The sequence below is a fragment of the Streptomyces sp. NPDC111802 genome (assembly GCF_055634335.1).
On the sequence record NZ_JBVKCZ010000026.1, the window covers coordinates 94,999 to 111,305 of the forward strand.

13 protein-coding genes are annotated in these 16,307 nt (G+C 69.0%); 11 read left to right on the forward strand and 2 right to left on the reverse strand.

Annotated features, from left to right (window positions below; all coding sequences use genetic code 11):
- Positions 1–3 precede the first annotated feature (3 nt).
- The 5 genes from ACZ7NC_RS27275 to ACZ7NC_RS27295 all read left to right on the forward strand — a co-directional run bounded on the left by ACZ7NC_RS27275 (position 4) and on the right by ACZ7NC_RS27295 (position 4,431).
- Positions 4–1,290, forward strand: a complete 1,287-nt coding sequence (locus ACZ7NC_RS27275) for a cytochrome P450 family protein (RefSeq protein ID WP_471492071.1) — start codon at positions 4–6, stop codon at positions 1,288–1,290.
- A complete protein-coding gene (locus ACZ7NC_RS27280) occupies positions 1,287–1,616 on the forward strand; it encodes an antibiotic biosynthesis monooxygenase family protein (protein WP_471492073.1) in 330 nt (109 codons plus the stop codon). The genes ACZ7NC_RS27275 and ACZ7NC_RS27280 overlap by 4 nt, the downstream gene beginning before the upstream one ends.
- A gap of 64 nt (positions 1,617–1,680) precedes the next feature.
- Complete coding sequence (locus tag ACZ7NC_RS27285) at positions 1,681–2,190, forward strand: MarR family winged helix-turn-helix transcriptional regulator (RefSeq protein WP_471492075.1); 510 nt, start codon at positions 1,681–1,683, stop codon at positions 2,188–2,190.
- 86 nt (positions 2,191–2,276) lie between these two features.
- Positions 2,277–2,615: a DUF3817 domain-containing protein gene (locus tag ACZ7NC_RS27290; RefSeq protein WP_471492076.1), complete on the forward strand. Its 339-nt coding sequence runs from the start codon at positions 2,277–2,279 to the stop codon at positions 2,613–2,615.
- Between the two features lie 115 nt (positions 2,616–2,730).
- Positions 2,731–4,431: an acyl-CoA mutase large subunit family protein gene (locus ACZ7NC_RS27295; RefSeq protein ID WP_471492078.1), complete on the forward strand. Its 1,701-nt coding sequence runs from the start codon at positions 2,731–2,733 to the stop codon at positions 4,429–4,431.
- 103 nt (positions 4,432–4,534) lie between these two features.
- Here ACZ7NC_RS27295 and ACZ7NC_RS27300 read toward each other — a convergent pair whose 3' ends face one another.
- Positions 4,535–5,158 carry a TetR/AcrR family transcriptional regulator gene (locus ACZ7NC_RS27300; RefSeq protein ID WP_471492079.1) on the reverse strand — a complete coding sequence of 208 codons (624 nt, stop codon included), beginning with the start codon at positions 5,156–5,158 and terminating at the stop codon, positions 4,535–4,537.
- Between the two features lie 212 nt (positions 5,159–5,370).
- Here ACZ7NC_RS27300 and ACZ7NC_RS27305 point away from each other — a divergent pair, with 212 nt between their 5' ends.
- From ACZ7NC_RS27305 to ACZ7NC_RS27330, 6 genes are all read left to right on the forward strand, one after another.
- The gene (locus tag ACZ7NC_RS27305) at positions 5,371–6,345 is read left to right on the forward strand and encodes a tetratricopeptide repeat protein (RefSeq protein ID WP_471492080.1); all 975 of its coding nucleotides are present in this window, start codon (positions 5,371–5,373) and stop codon (positions 6,343–6,345) included.
- Positions 6,346–7,002: 657 nt separating this feature from the next.
- Positions 7,003–7,641, forward strand: coding sequence for a DUF6230 family protein (locus ACZ7NC_RS27310; RefSeq protein WP_471492082.1), 639 nt, complete (start codon positions 7,003–7,005; stop codon positions 7,639–7,641).
- A 189-nt stretch (positions 7,642–7,830) separates the two neighbouring features.
- Positions 7,831–8,427 (forward strand): DUF6114 domain-containing protein, encoded by a 597-nt coding sequence (locus ACZ7NC_RS27315; protein WP_471492083.1) that lies wholly within the window; start codon positions 7,831–7,833, stop codon positions 8,425–8,427.
- On the forward strand, positions 8,417–9,772 hold the full coding sequence (locus ACZ7NC_RS27320; protein ID WP_471492086.1) for a hypothetical protein: 1,356 nt from the start codon (positions 8,417–8,419) through the stop codon (positions 9,770–9,772). The genes ACZ7NC_RS27315 and ACZ7NC_RS27320 overlap by 11 nt, the downstream gene beginning before the upstream one ends.
- Before the next feature lie 396 nt (positions 9,773–10,168).
- Entirely contained in the window at positions 10,169–14,251 is a 4,083-nt protein-coding gene (locus ACZ7NC_RS27325; protein ID WP_471492088.1) for a Hint domain-containing protein, read from the forward strand.
- Between the two features lie 15 nt (positions 14,252–14,266).
- Complete coding sequence (locus ACZ7NC_RS27330; protein ID WP_471492089.1) at positions 14,267–14,731, forward strand: hypothetical protein; 465 nt, start codon at positions 14,267–14,269, stop codon at positions 14,729–14,731.
- 82 nt (positions 14,732–14,813) lie between these two features.
- Here the strand turns inward: ACZ7NC_RS27330 and pyk are convergent, their stop codons facing one another.
- Positions 14,814–16,244: a pyruvate kinase gene (pyk, locus tag ACZ7NC_RS27335; RefSeq protein WP_471492090.1), complete on the reverse strand. Its 1,431-nt coding sequence runs from the start codon at positions 16,242–16,244 to the stop codon at positions 14,814–14,816.
- Between the last annotated feature and the right edge of the window lie 63 nt (positions 16,245–16,307).

A 16,307-nucleotide genomic window follows, 5' to 3' on the forward strand; every position in this document is an offset into this window, starting at 1 on the left:
GTCATGACGCAAGCGTTCGCATCCGAGGAATCCGAGGAATCCAAGGAATTCAAGGCAATGTCGACCGAGGAGGCCGCGGCCGCGGCTTCTTCGTGCAGCCGGGAGTTCCGCGCCAACCCGCATCCCGTCTACGCCGCGCTGCGGGAAACGGCGCCCGTGTGCCCGCTGTCGCCGCCCCACGGTGTGGAGACGTACCTGATCACGCGTTATGACGACGCCCGAGCCGCACTGGCCGACCCCAGGCTGAGCAAGGACATGTACGGCGCCATCGACGCCTACCACCGCATTTTCGGTGACTCGTCGATCGCGCTCGACGACAACATGCTCTTCTCGGACCCGCCGAAGCACACCAGGCTCCGCAGGATCGTCGGCAGCACCTTCACCCCGAAGAGAGTGGAATCGCTGCGGGCGCGCGTCCAGCAGATCACCGACGAACTGCTGGACCAGTGCCCGACGTCCGGGACGGTGAATCTGCTCCCGGAGTTCTGTTTCCCGCTGCCGCTCCATGTGATCTGTGAACTTCTGGGCGTCCCGGAGAACGAGCGGAAACAGGCCCAGGAATGGTCCGCCACGGTCGCGCAGACCGGTTTCGGGCCGGAGGCGAGAAAGAAGCTGGAGATCGCCGAGGGCAATCTGCGCGACTATCTCGCCGACCTGTGCGCGCGAAAGCGCAGGGAGCCGGACACGGGACTGCTCAGCGCACTCGTCACGGCCCAGGACCAGGAGGGCTCGCTCACCGACCACGAACTGGTCTCGACGGCATGGGTGCTGCTGTTCGCGGGCCACAAGTCGACGGCGTACCAGATCGGCAACGCGGTCTACCACCTGCTCAGCCGGCCGGACCAGAAGGAACTGGCCCTGCGCGACGCGAGCGCCATGAACGCGGCCATCGAGGAGATCTTCCGCTTCGAGACCTCCGTGGAGAACTCCACGTTCCGGCACGCCAAGGAAGACATCGTGCTCCGGGACACGCTCATCCCCAAGGGCTCGCTCGTCCAGATCTCGATCACCGGAGCCAACCGCGACCCGGAGATGTTCACCGCAGCCGACGAGCTGGACGTCCAGCGTCCGAACGTCCAGGCCACGCATCTCGCCTTCGGCTACGGACCGCACTACTGCATCGGCGCCCCGCTGGCCCGGCTGGAGATGCAGATCGCCCTCAACTCGCTCTTCGGACGCTTCCCCCGCATGGCACTCACCGTCGCCCCCGAGGACGCGCGCTGGATGACCGTGCCCTTCCCCGCCTTCCGCGGACTGGCGGAACTGCCCGTCGTCCTCGACCCGTCATGACCACCGGCACCTCGGCCCCGGCGCGGGTGCGGGTGATCCGGCTGCTGCGGGTGCGCGAGGGGATGGAGGCGCAGTTCGTACGGTCGTACGGAGACGTCCGTGCCGGAGCGGAGCGGTTCCCCGGGCACCTCGGCGAACAGTTGTGCCGCTCCCTGGACGACCCCGGCCAATGGCTGCTCACCAGCGAATGGGCCGACCTCGAAGCCGTCAAACGCTGGCGCACCGGCTCCGCCCACCGGTCCCTGGTCGAGCCGATGAACGCCTGCCTGCACGACGACCGGTGGACAGGGGTCTTCCGCGTCAGGGAGAGGGCGGAGGACGACTAGCGCGCGCCGACCGATGGGCGAGACGGGGCTGACCAGCATGTGACCGGCCGGTAAGGTCGGCTCCGTGCCGAAGCCGCTCAGTCTTCCCTTCGATCCCATCGCGCGCGCCGACGAACTATGGAAGCAGCGCTGGGGAAACGTGCCGTCCATGGCCGCCATCACCTCGATCATGCGCGCGCACCAGATCCTGCTCGCCGAGGTCGACTCGGTGGTCAAGCCCTACGGCCTGACGTTCGCGCGCTACGAGGCGCTGGTGCTGCTCAACTTCTCCAAGGACGGCGAGCTGCCGATGTCCAAGATCGGCGAGCGGCTGATGGTGCACCCCACGTCGGTGACGAACACCATCGACCGGCTGGTCAGATCGGGCCTGGTGGACAAGCGTCCCAACCCCAACGACGGACGCGGCACCCTCGCCTCCATCACCGGCAAGGGCCGCGAGGTGGTCGAGGCGGCCACCCGCGACCTGATGGCCATGGACTTCGGGCTCGGGGTGTACGACGCCGACGAGTGCGGGGAGATCTTCGCCATGCTGCGCCCGCTGCGGGTGGCGGCACACGACTTCGAGGAGAGCTGAGGCCGGGGCCGCGCCGGGGTCGGGGCGGGGACCGGGGCCGGGGCCCGGGGCAAGATCTGCCGGAACGGGTGGTTACGCTCGTACGCATGAAGAAGAGCGTGCTGACGCGCTACCGCGTCATGGCCTACGTGACCGGTGTCCTCCTCGTCCTGCTCACGCTGGGCGTCATCGCCAAGTACCTGCTGAAGATGGACGGCGCCGACGGTTTCACGAGCGTCGTCGGCATCGCGCACGGCTGGCTCTACGTGGTGTACCTGATTTTCGCCTTCGACCTGGGCTCCAAGGCGAAGTGGCCGGTGAAGCGACAGCTGTGGGTGCTGCTGGCCGGGACGATCCCGACGGCCGCCTTCTTCGTGGAGCGCAAGGTCACGCACGAGCTGGAGACCAAGGTCGCGGAGGATGCGGCCGCGGTCGCCAAGGCGTAGCCCCACCGCCGTGAGGTGATCTCACGGCGGTTGTTCCATGTTCATTTACTTGTTCATTTACTTGGACGTCCTACTACCTCGACAGTTACTAGGACGTCCAAGTAAATTGGATGGTATGGACGCTGACGCCATCGAGGAGGGCCGCCGTCGCTGGCAGGCCCGGTACGACGCCGCGCGCAAGCGCGACGGTGACTTCACCACGCTCTCGGGGGACCCCGTGGAGCCGGTGTACGGGCCCAGGCCTGGGGACAGGTACGAGGGCTTCGAGCGGATCGGATGGCCCGGGGAGTACCCCTTCACACGCGGGCTGTATCCGACCGGCTACCGAGGGCGGACGTGGACCATCCGGCAGTTCGCCGGGTTCGGGAACGCCGAGCAGACCAACGAGCGGTACAAGATGATCCTCGGCAACGGCGGAGGCGGTCTCTCGGTCGCCTTCGACATGCCGACGCTGATGGGCCGCGACTCCGACGACCGGCGCTCGCTGGGCGAGGTCGGGCACTGCGGTGTCGCCATCGACTCGGCCGCCGACATGGAGGTCCTGTTCAAGGACATCCCGCTGGGCGACGTGACGACGTCGATGACCATCAGTGGCCCGGCCGTGCCGGTCTTCTGCATGTACCTGGTGGCGGCGGAGCGCCAGGGCGTCGATCCGGGCGTGCTCAACGGCACGCTCCAGACCGACATCTTCAAGGAGTACATCGCCCAGAAGGAGTGGCTCTTCCAGCCCGAGCCGCACCTTCGCCTCATCGGCGACCTCATGGAGTACTGCGCGGCCGGCATCCCCGCCTACAAGCCGCTGTCCGTCTCCGGCTACCACATCCGCGAGGCCGGCGCGACGGCCGCGCAGGAGCTGGCGTACACGCTGGCGGACGGCTTCGGCTACGTCGAGCTGGGCCTGTCGCGCGGTCTCGACGTCGACGTCTTCGCCCCCGGCCTGTCCTTCTTCTTCGACGCGCACGTCGACTTCTTCGAGGAGATCGCCAAGTTCCGGGCCGCCCGCCGGATCTGGGCGCGCTGGATGCGGGACGTGTACGGGGCCAAGAGCGACAAGGCCCAGTGGCTGCGCTTCCACACCCAGACCGCCGGTGTCTCCCTGACCGCGCAGCAGCCGTACAACAACGTCGTACGTACGGCCGTGGAGGCGCTGGCGGCCGTGCTCGGCGGAACGAACTCGCTGCACACCAACGCCCTCGACGAGACCCTCGCGCTGCCCTCCGAGCAGGCCGCGGAGATCGCCCTGCGCACCCAGCAGGTCCTCATGGAGGAGACCGGGGTCGCCAACGTGGCCGATCCGCTGGGCGGTTCGTGGTACGTCGAGCAGCTGACCGACCGGATCGAGGCCGACGCCGAGAAGATCTTCGAGCAGATAAAGGAACGCGGGCTGCGCGCGCACCCCGACGGGCAGCACCCCATCGGGCCGATCACCTCCGGCATCCTGCGCGGGATCGAGGACGGCTGGTTCACCGGCGAGATCGCCGAGTCCGCCTTCCAGTACCAGCGGTCCCTGGAGAAGGGCGAGAAGCGGGTCGTCGGCGTCAACGTCAACACCGGCTCCGTCACCGGCGACCTGGAGATCCTCCGGGTCAGCCACGAGGTGGAGCGCGAGCAGGTCCGGGCGCTGGCCACGCGCAAGGCCGGCCGCGACGACACCGCGGTGCGCACCGCGCTCGACACCATGCTGACCGCCGCCCGCAACGGCACCAACATGATCGACCCGATGCTGGACGCCGTCCGGGCCGAGGCGACCCTGGGCGAGATCTGCGACGCGCTGCGGGACGAGTGGGGGGTGTACACGGAGCCGGCGGGCTTCTGACCGCTGCGGCCCGCTGGGGGCGGCCGGGGTGGGGGCGCCGCGCCGCCCGCCCCGCCGCCGATGTCCCTTGCCGCAGACGCCGGCGCCCCCGCCCGGGGCGACCTCACATCGCCGCCGCCCCCGCCAGCCCCGCGACCAGTACCCGGGTGAATCCGCGTACCCATTCCTCGTCCGCCGGCTCCGCGCTGACCAGCGTTCGGTGGACCACCGCCCCCGCGACCATGTCGAAGATGAGGTCGATCGTGCGGGCGGAGTCCGCGGGGTCGGTCTCCGGTGGGAGTTCGCCCCGGTGCTCGGCACGCTCCCGGCCCTCCACGACCAGCCGCTTCTGGCGGTCGACGATCGAGGTGCGGATGCGCTCGCGCAGCGCGTCGTCCCGGGTCGACTCGGCGACCACCGCCATCAGGCCACTTTTCGCCTCCGGCCGGGCCAGGATTGCCGCGAACTGGAGCACTACGCCCTCGATGTCCGCCGCGAGGCTTCCCCGGTCGGGCAGCCGGAGTTCGTCGAAGAGCTCGGCCACCGCGTCGACGACCAGCTCGTTCTTGCCGGACCAGCGGCGATACAAGGTCGTTTTTGCAACCCCCGCGCGCGTCGCCACGTCTCCCAGAGTGAGCTTTGACCAGCCCAGTTCGACCAGCGCCTCCCGCGTCGCGGCCAGGATCGCGGCGTCAGCGGTGGCGCTGCGGGGGCGTCCGGGACGGGTGGCGGCGGTGTGGCTCTGCATCCCATGACCATATCCGGGGGGTTCGTGGGTGCTCGTGAGGGAGATCACGGGAGGGTGGTGTTCGCGGGGGGCGCCTTGCCATTACGCTACGACCCGTAGCGAAAGCGACGACCACAGGCGTGGGGTGGGGACCCGGCGCCGAACACCACCGAGCAGGACCTGCTTTCAGACCACTTTTCACACGCGCGCGCCGAACGGGGGAGGATAGACGCATGCAGCCACGGAACATGTCCATGAGCGGAGTCGTCGACCTCGCCGCGGTGAAGGCGGCCCAAGAGGCCAAGGCGAAGGCGGAGCAGGCGCGTGCCGAGGCCGCGCGACAGGGCGGAGCGGGTGCCGTGTCGCCCGCCGACCTCGTCATCGATGTGGATGAGGCGGGCTTCGAGCGGGACGTCCTTCAGCGGTCCGCCGAAGTGCCCGTCGTCATCGACTTCTGGGCCGAGTGGTGCCAGCCCTGCAAGCAGCTCAGCCCCGTGCTGGAGCGGCTCGCCGTCGAGCACAACGGCCGGTTCCTCCTCGCCAAGATCGACGTCGACGCCAACCAGATGCTGATGCAGCAGTTCGGCGTACAGGGGATTCCGGCCGTGTTCGCCGTCGTCGCCGGGCAGGCGCTGCCGCTCTTCCAGGGGGCCGCCGGCGAGGCCCAGATCCGCGAGACGCTCGACCAGCTCGTCACGGTGGCCGAGCAGCGGTTCGGCCTGACCGGTCTGACGGTCGACCCGGAGGCCGAGCCGGGCGCCGCGCCGGCCGCTCCCACCCTCCCGGCCGGTCCGTACGACGCCCTGCTCGAGGCCGCCGTACAGGCTCTGGACGCGGGCGACTTCGCCGGTGCCGTCCAGGCGTACAAGAACGTGCTGAGTGAGGACCCGGCGAACTCCGAGGCCAAACTCGGGCTCGCCCAGGCCGAGTTGCTCCAGCGGGTGCAGGGCGCCGACCCGCAGCAGGTGCGCAAGGACGCCGCCGAGAATCCCGCCGACGCGCAGGCGCAGATCGCCGCCGCCGACCTGGATCTGGTGGGTGGTCATGTGGAGGACGCCTTCGGGCGGCTCATCGATGCCGTGCGGCGCACGGTGGGTGACGACCGGGACACCGTACGGCTTCGGCTGCTGGAGCTCTTCGAGGTCGTGGGCGCCGACGATCCGCGAGTGGCAGCGGCCCGCAGGGCCTTGGCGCGTGCCTTGTTCTGACCGTGTTTGCGAGCGGGGCGGTAGCCCCGTTCTGACCAGTCGCTAAACGTGCGGGCATGTGTTGCCCGAGTGAAAGATCTGCCGAGAGACGACCAGTGCGGCCGCGCTTTACCAAAACTTGGTAATCGCGGCCGCCGTTACTGCGGGTAAGTCGCGGGCGTCGTTCTGTCATTTTCTGTCTGGTGATTCCCGGATTTGTCCGGTCACTTGACGCCACCCTGCGTCGTCGTCCGAGACCGACGGGTCGTTGTTCGGTTATCCGGCCGTTACTACTGAGTAACGAAGCCCCTTGTGCGGGCGGCGAGAATGCACCACGATCGGCCACGCTCGGTCCGTTCCCGTACCCCGACAGCCGGTTGGGTCGCGGGAGTTCCTGGGTCCCCACCGAGCAGAGTCGGCGGCAGTGGCGCCGGCTCTTGGACAGGGGGGTCTTCGCCCACCCGGCGAAGCCTGTCCAGCAGGGTTGTGCGTGATGCGTGTCAGGCGCGACCAGTGGTTGTCGCTCGGGGGTGATCGCCGGTGATTCGGGTGCGATTCGCGCCTCCGAGTACGGGCGCTCTCCTTCCCGAGGACGTAGCACTTCTCCCATCCCTGCCCGGCTGAGCCCTCTTTGGGGGCAGGTCGGGGCAGGCGATGTACGTCCGAGAAGGAGGAAATATGGAGTCCCAGGTGCGTGGCGGGACCAGATGGAAGCGGTTCGCTGTGGTCATGGTGCCCAGCGTCGCCGCGGCCGCGGCGGTGGGTGTCGGGCTTGCGCAGGGTGCGCTGGCTGCTTCGTTCAGCGTCTCCGGTCAGCAGTTCAAGGTGAGCGCCTCGGAGCTGCACGGTAACGGCTTTGCCCAGTACGGCGGCATAGACACCGTCTACACCAAGACGGACGGCAAGGAAAAGACAAAGGTTCCGGTGGCGATCTCGTCGTTCGACGACGCGACCATCACCAAGATGTGCCAGTCGGTCAAGACGGACATCCCCTTGCTGGGGTCGATCTACCTCCGTCTTGAGGCAGGGGACAAGGGCACGCCGGTTTCGGCCGAGCGGCTCTACATCGACGTCGCCCAGCTCGACGCCGACGCGGAGTTCAAGGACATCGACATCGGCGTCGCGGTCAAGGACAAGACCCGCGGCCCCGATGTGAAGCCGGGCGAGAGCGTGCTGCCGGGCGGCTTCGCCCAGCAGGCGCGGAAGGCCGACCTCTACAACGTGAAGCAGACGGCGTGGGCGACCACGGCCGGCACCTTCAAGCTGAGCGGTCTGTCCATGAAGCTCGGCACCAACCCCAACATGGAGTGCTACTGACGGCTCCCGTCACCGGGGTGTTCCGGGGTAGCTGAGCTGCCCCATGGGGCGGGGAAGTCATCGCTTCCCCGCCCCGCCCGGCCCGGTCCCTCCGGGGGCCGGGCACCCTCACAGACTCAGACTTCCGGCTTCTTTACGCCTACGGCCGAGCCGGTACGTACTTCCACCGGACCCAGGGAGCTGTTTTCCATGAGTGCCGAGACTCCGGTCCAGAGCGCCGGGACCTTCACCCGGTTGCGTCTGCGATTCCGCGACTGGCGGGGCACCCGGCCGTTCTGGGCAGGCCTGTTCACCCTGCTCGGCGGGGTGCCGATCGCCTATTTCCCGTACGCCACCCTCAAGCTGGGCACCATGTCGCTCACCATGGCGACCACCGCCGGTGCCGGCTCCCTCATCATCGGCATCCTGCTTTGGACGCTGGGCCTGACCATGTGGTTCCAGCATGCGACGCGTGTGTTCGCCGGTGTCGCGGCGATCATCCTCGCCCTGGTGTCCCTGGTGGTCTCCAACATCGGTGGCTTCGTCGTCGGCTTCCTGCTGGCGATGATCGGAGGCGCGCTCGCCGTCTCGTGGATGCCGGGCAAGGGCCGGTCGGAGGAGGGCAGGTCGCAGGAGGATGCGGCAGGGCCCACGGACGAGAGCGCCGAGCCCACCGCTTCCGAGGGCACCTTCGAGCCGGGACAGCCGTTCCCTTCGTACCCGCCCGCCGACGGTGGCCCCGCGCAGGGCGGCGGCTTGGACGGCCCCCGCGCCGAGGACCGGATCGGGGGGAACCGTGTCGGCTGACGAGGACCGCGCCGAGTACCCCGCGGCCCCGGCACGGGCGAGAACGGGGCCGCGCCACGCGGCGCCCAGGAAGCCGCTGTTCACCCGGTTGCAGATGCCGGCCGGCAAGGCGATAGCCATGGCCGCGATGCCGACGGCGGTCCTCATGGGGATGGGGTTCACGCCGACGCTGGCCCTGGCCGACGACGCCTCGCCGTCGACGTCGAACAGCCTGACGGCCGACGAGTACAAGGACTGTGTGGCCGCCCTGGCGGGCGACGCCTCCGCCTCGCCGTCCCCGGACGCGAGCGAGTCCACGGACAAGGACGAGGTGGCGGAGCCGACCCCGTCTCCGTCGTCTTCCTCCGCGAACTCCTCGGATTCGTCCGGCTCTTCGGACTCCTCGGGCTCCTCGGACTCTTCCGGCTCCGCGGGCGACTCCTCGTCGTCGGATTCAGGTTCCGACGACGCGGCCGAGCCCACGCCGACGCCCTCCGCGAGCCAGTCGAGCGAGGCCCAGTCCGGCGACACCACCACGGCGTCCCCCTCGCCGTCCGACAGCGGCGGCAACCTGCTGGAGGACATCGGCGACACGATCTCCGGCATCTTCACCGGCGGCAACGAGGCGACGGCGAGCCCGAGTTCGAGCCCGACGCCGTCCGCGTCGGCGAGTACGAGCGAGGAGGCGTCGTCCGGGAGCGACGCAAAGGACACCTCCGACACGGCTGAGGACGCCTCCGACCCCGTCAAGGACACGACGGACCAGGTCACCGACACGGTCAAGGACACCGTGAAGGAGGCGACCGACAAGGCGACCGAGGCGGCCGAGGACACCACCGAGGCGGCCACCGCCTCCCCGAGCCCGTCCGAGAGTTCCACGACGGATCCCGAGGACTGCCCGGCCGCCACGGACGACGGCGGCGGCATCGACAACAAGATCCTGGTGCCGGACGACCCCTGGTACCTGGAGGCCAGTTCGCTGACGCTGAAGGGCGCGGACTACCAGGGCATCGTCGAGGTCAAGACCGCCAGTGGCAAGACCAAGAAGGTGCTGAAGTACGTCATCTCCGACGGCACCGACATCGGCGATCTGCACCAGATCGTCAAGGACAAGCAGTCCGGCAAGACGCACCACGTGCAGGCGGCCAAGGGCTCCAAGTCCACGATCACCAACGGCAAGACGGTGATGTACACCGAGAGCATCTCGGGGAACCTGCTCGGTCTGATCCCGGTCACGTTCGACCCGGAGCACCCGCCGCCGCTGAACATCCCGTTCATCTACTTCACCAAGGTGAAGGTCACCCAGGCCGGCCAGTTCGGGGGCACCCTCACGGTTCCCGGGCTGCACCAGACCATCACCGACTGAGCGCCACCGTCCCCGGCCTCTCCGGGAGCCGCAGACTGTGCCCCGCCGGGCTATCGACCCGGCGGGGCACAGTCGTATCGACGCCCAGATCGAACTCCTAAGCGAATTAAGGGTTCCGTCAACGCTCTCGCCCTGCCATGATGATCGCGTCCCCATGGGGAGGGGGCTCGGGGGCGCGTGTTGACCGCACGCGATACGACGGGGATCTCTTCATTCCTGCCTTTCTCACCGGCGCTTCGGCATGCCTTCTTCCTGCGCGGACGACACCGACCATCCGGACTGACCATCCAGGTAGGCATCGACGTGCGAACGAAACGAAGAAGATCACAGAGACGATTCCAAGGGGGGCGCGCACAGCGGGGGTTCGCGGCCGTCGCGCTCGCGACAGCGACTGCCGTGCTCGGCGGACTCGTCGCCGCGGCCCCGGCGGCCGCCGACGAACCGGGCGACAACCCGGCCAACCCGTACCAGCGCAGCCTGCGCATCAGCCTGGGCGCTCAAGCCCGCCAGGACCGCTGCCAGGTGGCGCGGGCCGTGCACTACGGCGGATCTGAGATCAAGGCCTACGCGGGCCCCGAACTTGCCGGTCCGGACGCTGAGTTGCGCACGGTCGTGGCGGGCTTGGGCTTCGGCGAACTCGGCCAGGCCCACCAGCGGGACGTCGACGCGGGCATAGCCGACCTCAGGGCCCACGAAGACCGCCAGAACAAGCTGAACACCACCAATGAGCCTTACCGGTCGGTGAACTCCTCGGGGGGCCGGGACTTCTGGGCGCCCGAATTCGGCAAGGACATCGTCGCCTTCACCCTCGGCACCCAGCGCAACCTGTATGACAAGATCTGGGAGAATCCGACGCCGAGGCCCGGCAAGGCCTCGCTGGACCAGGCCATGAAGGTGCTCGACGCCTTCGACACCGGCGACGACGAGTGGGCCGGCGCTTACAAGCAGGCCGCCGGAGATGAGCTGCTCGACACCGGCAGCATGGGCTCCTCAGCCAACGACGTCGCGACCTTCCTCCGCTTCGGCGGCTTCCCGACCAAGGCCCCCGAGCCGGACTCACTGGAGTTCCGCACCGAGGTTGAGGCGCTCAAGACTGCATGGGCGGCCTGCGACAGCACCAACCCGATCGACCACTACCGCGTGTTGACCGGGGTCGTCGTGCAGGCGTACTCGGAGTGGGAGTCGGAGTACGCCGGCCAGGCCGAGCAGCGCAAGGCGATCCTCACTGCCGAGGCCGCCGCGGCGAAGGAGACGCGGACCGCCACGGCCGCGATGATCGAGGCCGTACGGCAGGCTTGGCAGGCGGACCAGATCCTGTTCTGGCAGAAGTACTGGGCCGCGCACAAAGACTCGCTCCACTACCCGACGAAGGCCGAGTTCACCAAGGCCACCTCGGACCTGAACGCGGCGAAGACCAAGGCCGCCGCGCAGGTGGCAGTGGCGGACGCGGCGGCAGCCCGGGCCAAGACAGCCGCAGAGAACGCGAACACCCAGCAGACGAAGGCCTGGGCGATCGCCGACGCCGCGAAGCTGCCGCGTGGCCGGGGCCTGCTCTACGCCCAGCAGTCGGTGCAGGTCACCAAGGCCTCGTCCGCCGCCGCCCAGGCCGCGGCGAAGGCCACGCTGACCGCGTCGAACGCGGCGAAGGCCACGGTGGCAGACTCGCAGACACTGCTGGCGCTTGCGAAGACCCAGGCGCACGCGCTGAACACCGAGTTCCGCAAGACTGCGGCACTGGAGGCCAAGGCGCAGGCCAAGGCAGCCGCCGAGTCCGCGGCCAAGCTGGCCGCCGAGGCCGCCGCCGACGCCACCACCGCCAAGAAGGCCCGCGCGACCGCCGAGAAGGCGGAGCAGACGGCCAAGGACCAGGCGGCCGAGGCGAAGCGGCAGCGCGGTATCGCGGAGGCCGAGAAGGCGACCGCCGAGCGTGAGCGCGACACCGCGGCGAGCGAGCGCAAGAAGGCCGACACCGCCGAGCAACGGGCACGGGGCGAGCAGGACAAGGCCCGCCAGGCCCGTACGGCCGCGGAGACCGCAGGTTCGACGGCGGCGGACAAGCTGGCGGCGGCCGAGGATGCCGAGTTGCGCGCGTTCACGGCACGCAATCAGGCGGTCAAGGCCGAGCAGGAGAAGAACGCCACCGCTTCCCGGGCGGCCGCGCTGGAGTCCGCCGCCGCTGCTGCCGAGGGCACCGAGGCAGCGGCCGAGACCAGGCAGGCGGCCACGGAAGCACGTACCGCCGCCACCGATGCGGCGGGCGCGGCGACCCGGGCCCGTACCGCGGCGAACGAGGCGACCACGGCGGCGGTCAACGCCCGCGCGGCGGCGACCCGTGCCGAAGGCGCGGCGAAGCGGTCCCGGTCCGCGGCCGACGCGGCCCAGGCCGCGTACGCGAAGACGCACGCGGCTGCCGAGACCGCGCACGCCGCGGCGGCTGAGGCGATCGACGCGGCCGCCTCCGCGAAGCAGAAAGCCAAGCAGGCGGATGCCGAGGCCAAGAAGGCCCAGGCCGCGGCGATCACCGCGCGCAAGGAGGCCACCGCAGCGGTGGCCGAGGCCGCGAAGACGGCCGCGTGGGCGGTGAAGACCGCCGGGTACGCCGCAGCCACCGCCCAGTACGCACAGGGCGCCCGCGATGCCGCCACCGCGACCACCAAGGCGGGCGACGAGGCGATCACCATCGGGTCGCCCTATCGCGAGACCGACGCCTCGGCGGCGTACGCGGTGCTGATCGGGCAGACCTCCAAGACGCTGGCCGAGCAGCAGGCCACCGCGGCCAAGGCCAAGTCGGACGAGGCGAAGAAAGCGGCGGCACAGGCCAAGGCGCTCGCCGACAAGGCCGCCGGCGACGCCAAGATCGCCCTGCAGGCGGCGGCCGACGCCGCGAACTACGCTGTACAGGCGGTCGATTCCGCCGCTGCGGCCAATGCTTCCGCCAAGGCCGCCGAGACGCACGCGGTGGCTGCGAAGAAGGCCGACGCGAACGCCCAGAAGTACGACCAGCAGGCGGGCACCGACGCCTTCTACGCCAACTCCGCCGCCAACGACGCCGAATCGGCGGCCGCCCAGGCCGACCGCGACGCCACGGAGGCCGAGAAGGACGCGTCGAGCGCCCGCTCCGCCGCTACCAGCGCCGAGCAGGACGCGTCGGCGGCCGACCGGACGGCCACCAGGGCGGAGAGTGACGCCACCGCCGCGGAGGACGCGGCGGCCAACGCTCACACCTACGCGGACCAGGCGGACAAAGCGGCCACCCGTGCGGAGGCCGAGGAACGGGAACGGGCCAAGCAGGAGCGCGAGGAGGTTGTGTCATCCGGTGGTTCGACCGCCGAGTACGTCCTGACTAAGGACGAGGAAGCCGCCCTGCTCGCGGAGTGCGGGCAGAGTTGCGTCGACCAGTACCGCGAGGCCATGGCGGCCGCGAACCAGGACGTCCTCGACTGGGTCAAGGCGAACGGGGGTGCGATCCTGCTCGAACTGCTCGGGGCCACGAATGCCAAGAAGTGCTTCTCCGACCCCGATGTGGAGAGCTGCCTGTGGACGGCCATCGACGCCGTCGGCATCGTCACGATCGCGGGCAAGGCACCGGCCGTCGGCCGGGCCATCGTACGCGTCAGCACCGGGATCGGGAAGTTCTTCGAGGGCGCGTCCAAGGCGCGCAACACTCTCAAGTCGCTGAAGGTCATCATCGACGCGCGTCTCGCCAAGGGCGTGTCGTTCTGCCTGAAGCACAGCTTCGTGACGGGCACCCAGGTCAAGATGGCCGACGGCAGTGTCCGCGCCATAGAGAGCGTCATCCCCGGAGAGCAAGTCCTCAACGCGCAGCCGGGAGCCACGACCGCCGAGCGGCACCGCGTCGTGCTGACGCACCGCACCACCAGCGACACACAGTTCACCGACCTGACGGTCACCACGCCGAATGGCCGGCACACCATCACTGGGACGTCCAACCATCCGTTCTACGACCTTACCACCGGGTCATGGACAGACGCCGGGCGTCTTGCGGTCGGTCACCGGCTGCAGACGCTGGAGCACGGCACCGTCACGGTCGTCGATGTAGCGTCGTATACAAAGCCGCAGGTCACATACGACCTCACGGTGGAGGGCGTTCACTCCTACTTCGTGGTGGCCGGGGACAGCGCCCTGTTGGTCCACAACATCAGCTGCCGCACGATCACCGACGGTGCGTTGAAGCACATCCGTAACCAGCACCTGTGGGGTGGCAAGTACCACGAGGCGGGCGACATGGGGAACGTGTTCGCCGAGGGAATCGACGCCGGCAAGCTCAAGAAGCTGATCGAGGAGGCAGCGCAGTTCGGGCGTGAGGTGCCCAGGGCCAAGGACGACATCCGCGGAGGTAACTACATCGACTACGCGTTCGACGGTGTCGCGACCGGTGTGCACGGTCAGAACGGCATCCGGCTCGTCGTCGATGATTACGGCAACCTCGTGACGGCCATGCCCAAGAACATCTGGTGACGGGAAGGAAGGCAGATGATCACTTTCTCTTTCGAGCCCCGCACGGATGACGACTCATGGTCGTCGGACTGGAGGCCGGAGGAGCCGGACCTGAAAGCCTCGGACTTCTGCCTGAGGTATTTCAAGGCCGACCTTCGGCTCGTCGTCCACGGCGTGGATCTCAGCGTGCGTCTGCTGGGAGAGCCGGTGGTCGACATCGCCCTCATGCTGGACCATGCGGCGCGAGAGCTGGAAAGCAGGAGTGACGTCGCCGTCGAGGCCAGCCTCACCCAGCACGTCTACTCCTTCAGCCGCGACGGGACAGCCGTCACCCTCACCACGGACTGGCCGCAGGCCAGAGCCGAGTTGACCTGGGACGAACTGCGGCAGCTTGCCGAGCGGTCGAAGGAGGAGGCCGTGCGGCTGATTACCACGGCTCATCCGGAACTGGGCGGCAACGCGTGGTTGCGGGAGGCTGTGGGGGCGCCGCCCCCGGAGTGATCCATGAGTAAAAACTGAGGGCGCCCCATGCTCCAGGGGGCGCCCTCAGTGCCGTACAAGGGCCTCACAGCGGTCCGTGCGGTCAGTCCCGCGCCCCGCCACCCAGGTGGTGAACCCGAACCATGTTCGTCGTCCCCGGCACCCCGGGCGGCGACCCCGCCGTAATCACCACGATGTCGCCCTCGTTGAACAGCCCCAGCTTCACGATCTCCTGGTCCACCAAGTCGACCATCTCGTCCGTGCTGTTGACGAACGGCACGACGTGCGGCTCGACGCCCCAGCTGAGGGTCATCTGGTTGCGGGTGGACTCGTCCGTGGTGAACGCGATGATCTGCTGGGCGGCGCGGTAGCGGCACAGCCGGCGGGCGGTGTCGCCGGACTGGGTGAAGGCGACCAGGCCCTTGCCGCCGAGGAAGTCGGCGATCTCGCAGGCCGCGCGGGCGACCGAACCGCCCTGCGTGCGCGGCTTCTTGCCGGGGACCAGGGGCTGCAGGCCCTTGGAGAGCAGTTCCTGCTCGGCCGCCGTGACGATCTTCGACATCGTCCTGACGGTCTCGATCGGGTACGCGCCCACGCTCGACTCCGCCGACAGCATGACCGCGTCCGCGCCGTCCAGGATCGCGTTGGCCACGTCGGAGGCCTCGGCGCGGGTCGGACGGGAGTTGGTGATCATCGACTCCATCATCTGGGTCGCCACGATCACCGGCTTGGCGTTGCGGCGGCACAGCTCGATGAGCCGCTTCTGCACCATCGGGACCTTTTCGAGCGGGTACTCGACGGCCAGGTCGCCACGCGCGACCATCACGGCGTCGAACGCCAGCACGACGTCCTCCATGTTGGCGACCGCCTGCGGCTTCTCTACCTTGGCGATGACCGGGACGCGGCGGCCGACCTCGTCCATGACCTTGTGCACGTCCTGCACGTCGTTCGCGTCCCGCACGAAGGACAGGGCGACCATGTCGCAGCCCATGCGCAGCGCGAACCGCAGGTCCTCGACGTCCTTCTCGGACAGCGCCGGCACGTTCACGGCCGCGCCGGGCAGGTTGATGCCCTTGTGGTCGGAGACGACGCCGCCCTCGATGACGATCGTCCGCACCTGGGGACCCTCGACCTCGGTGACCTTCAGCTCGACGTTGCCGTCGTTGATGAGGATCTGGTCGCCCTTGGCGACGTCGCCCGGGAGGCCCTTGTAGGTCGTCCCGCAGATGTGCTTGTCGCCGGGGACGTCCTCGGTCGTGATGACGAACTCGTCACCGCGTTCCAGCTCGACCGGACCCTCGGCGAAGGTCTCCAGGCGGATCTTCGGGCCCTGGAGGTCGGCGAGCACACCGATGGCCCGCCCGGTCTCCTCGGCGGCGGCCCGCAGGCGCTCGTACCGCCCCTGGTGGTCTTCGTGCGTGCCGTGGCTGAAGTTGAAGCGGGCCACATTCATGCCCGCCTCGATCAGGGCGACAAGCTGTTCATGGGAGTCGACCGCGGGGCCGAGAGTACAGACGATTTTCGAACGGCGCATGGGACGATCCTATCGGTTTGTTTCGCTACGGAATATTCCGTCTGGCGGAAGATACAAATGAGC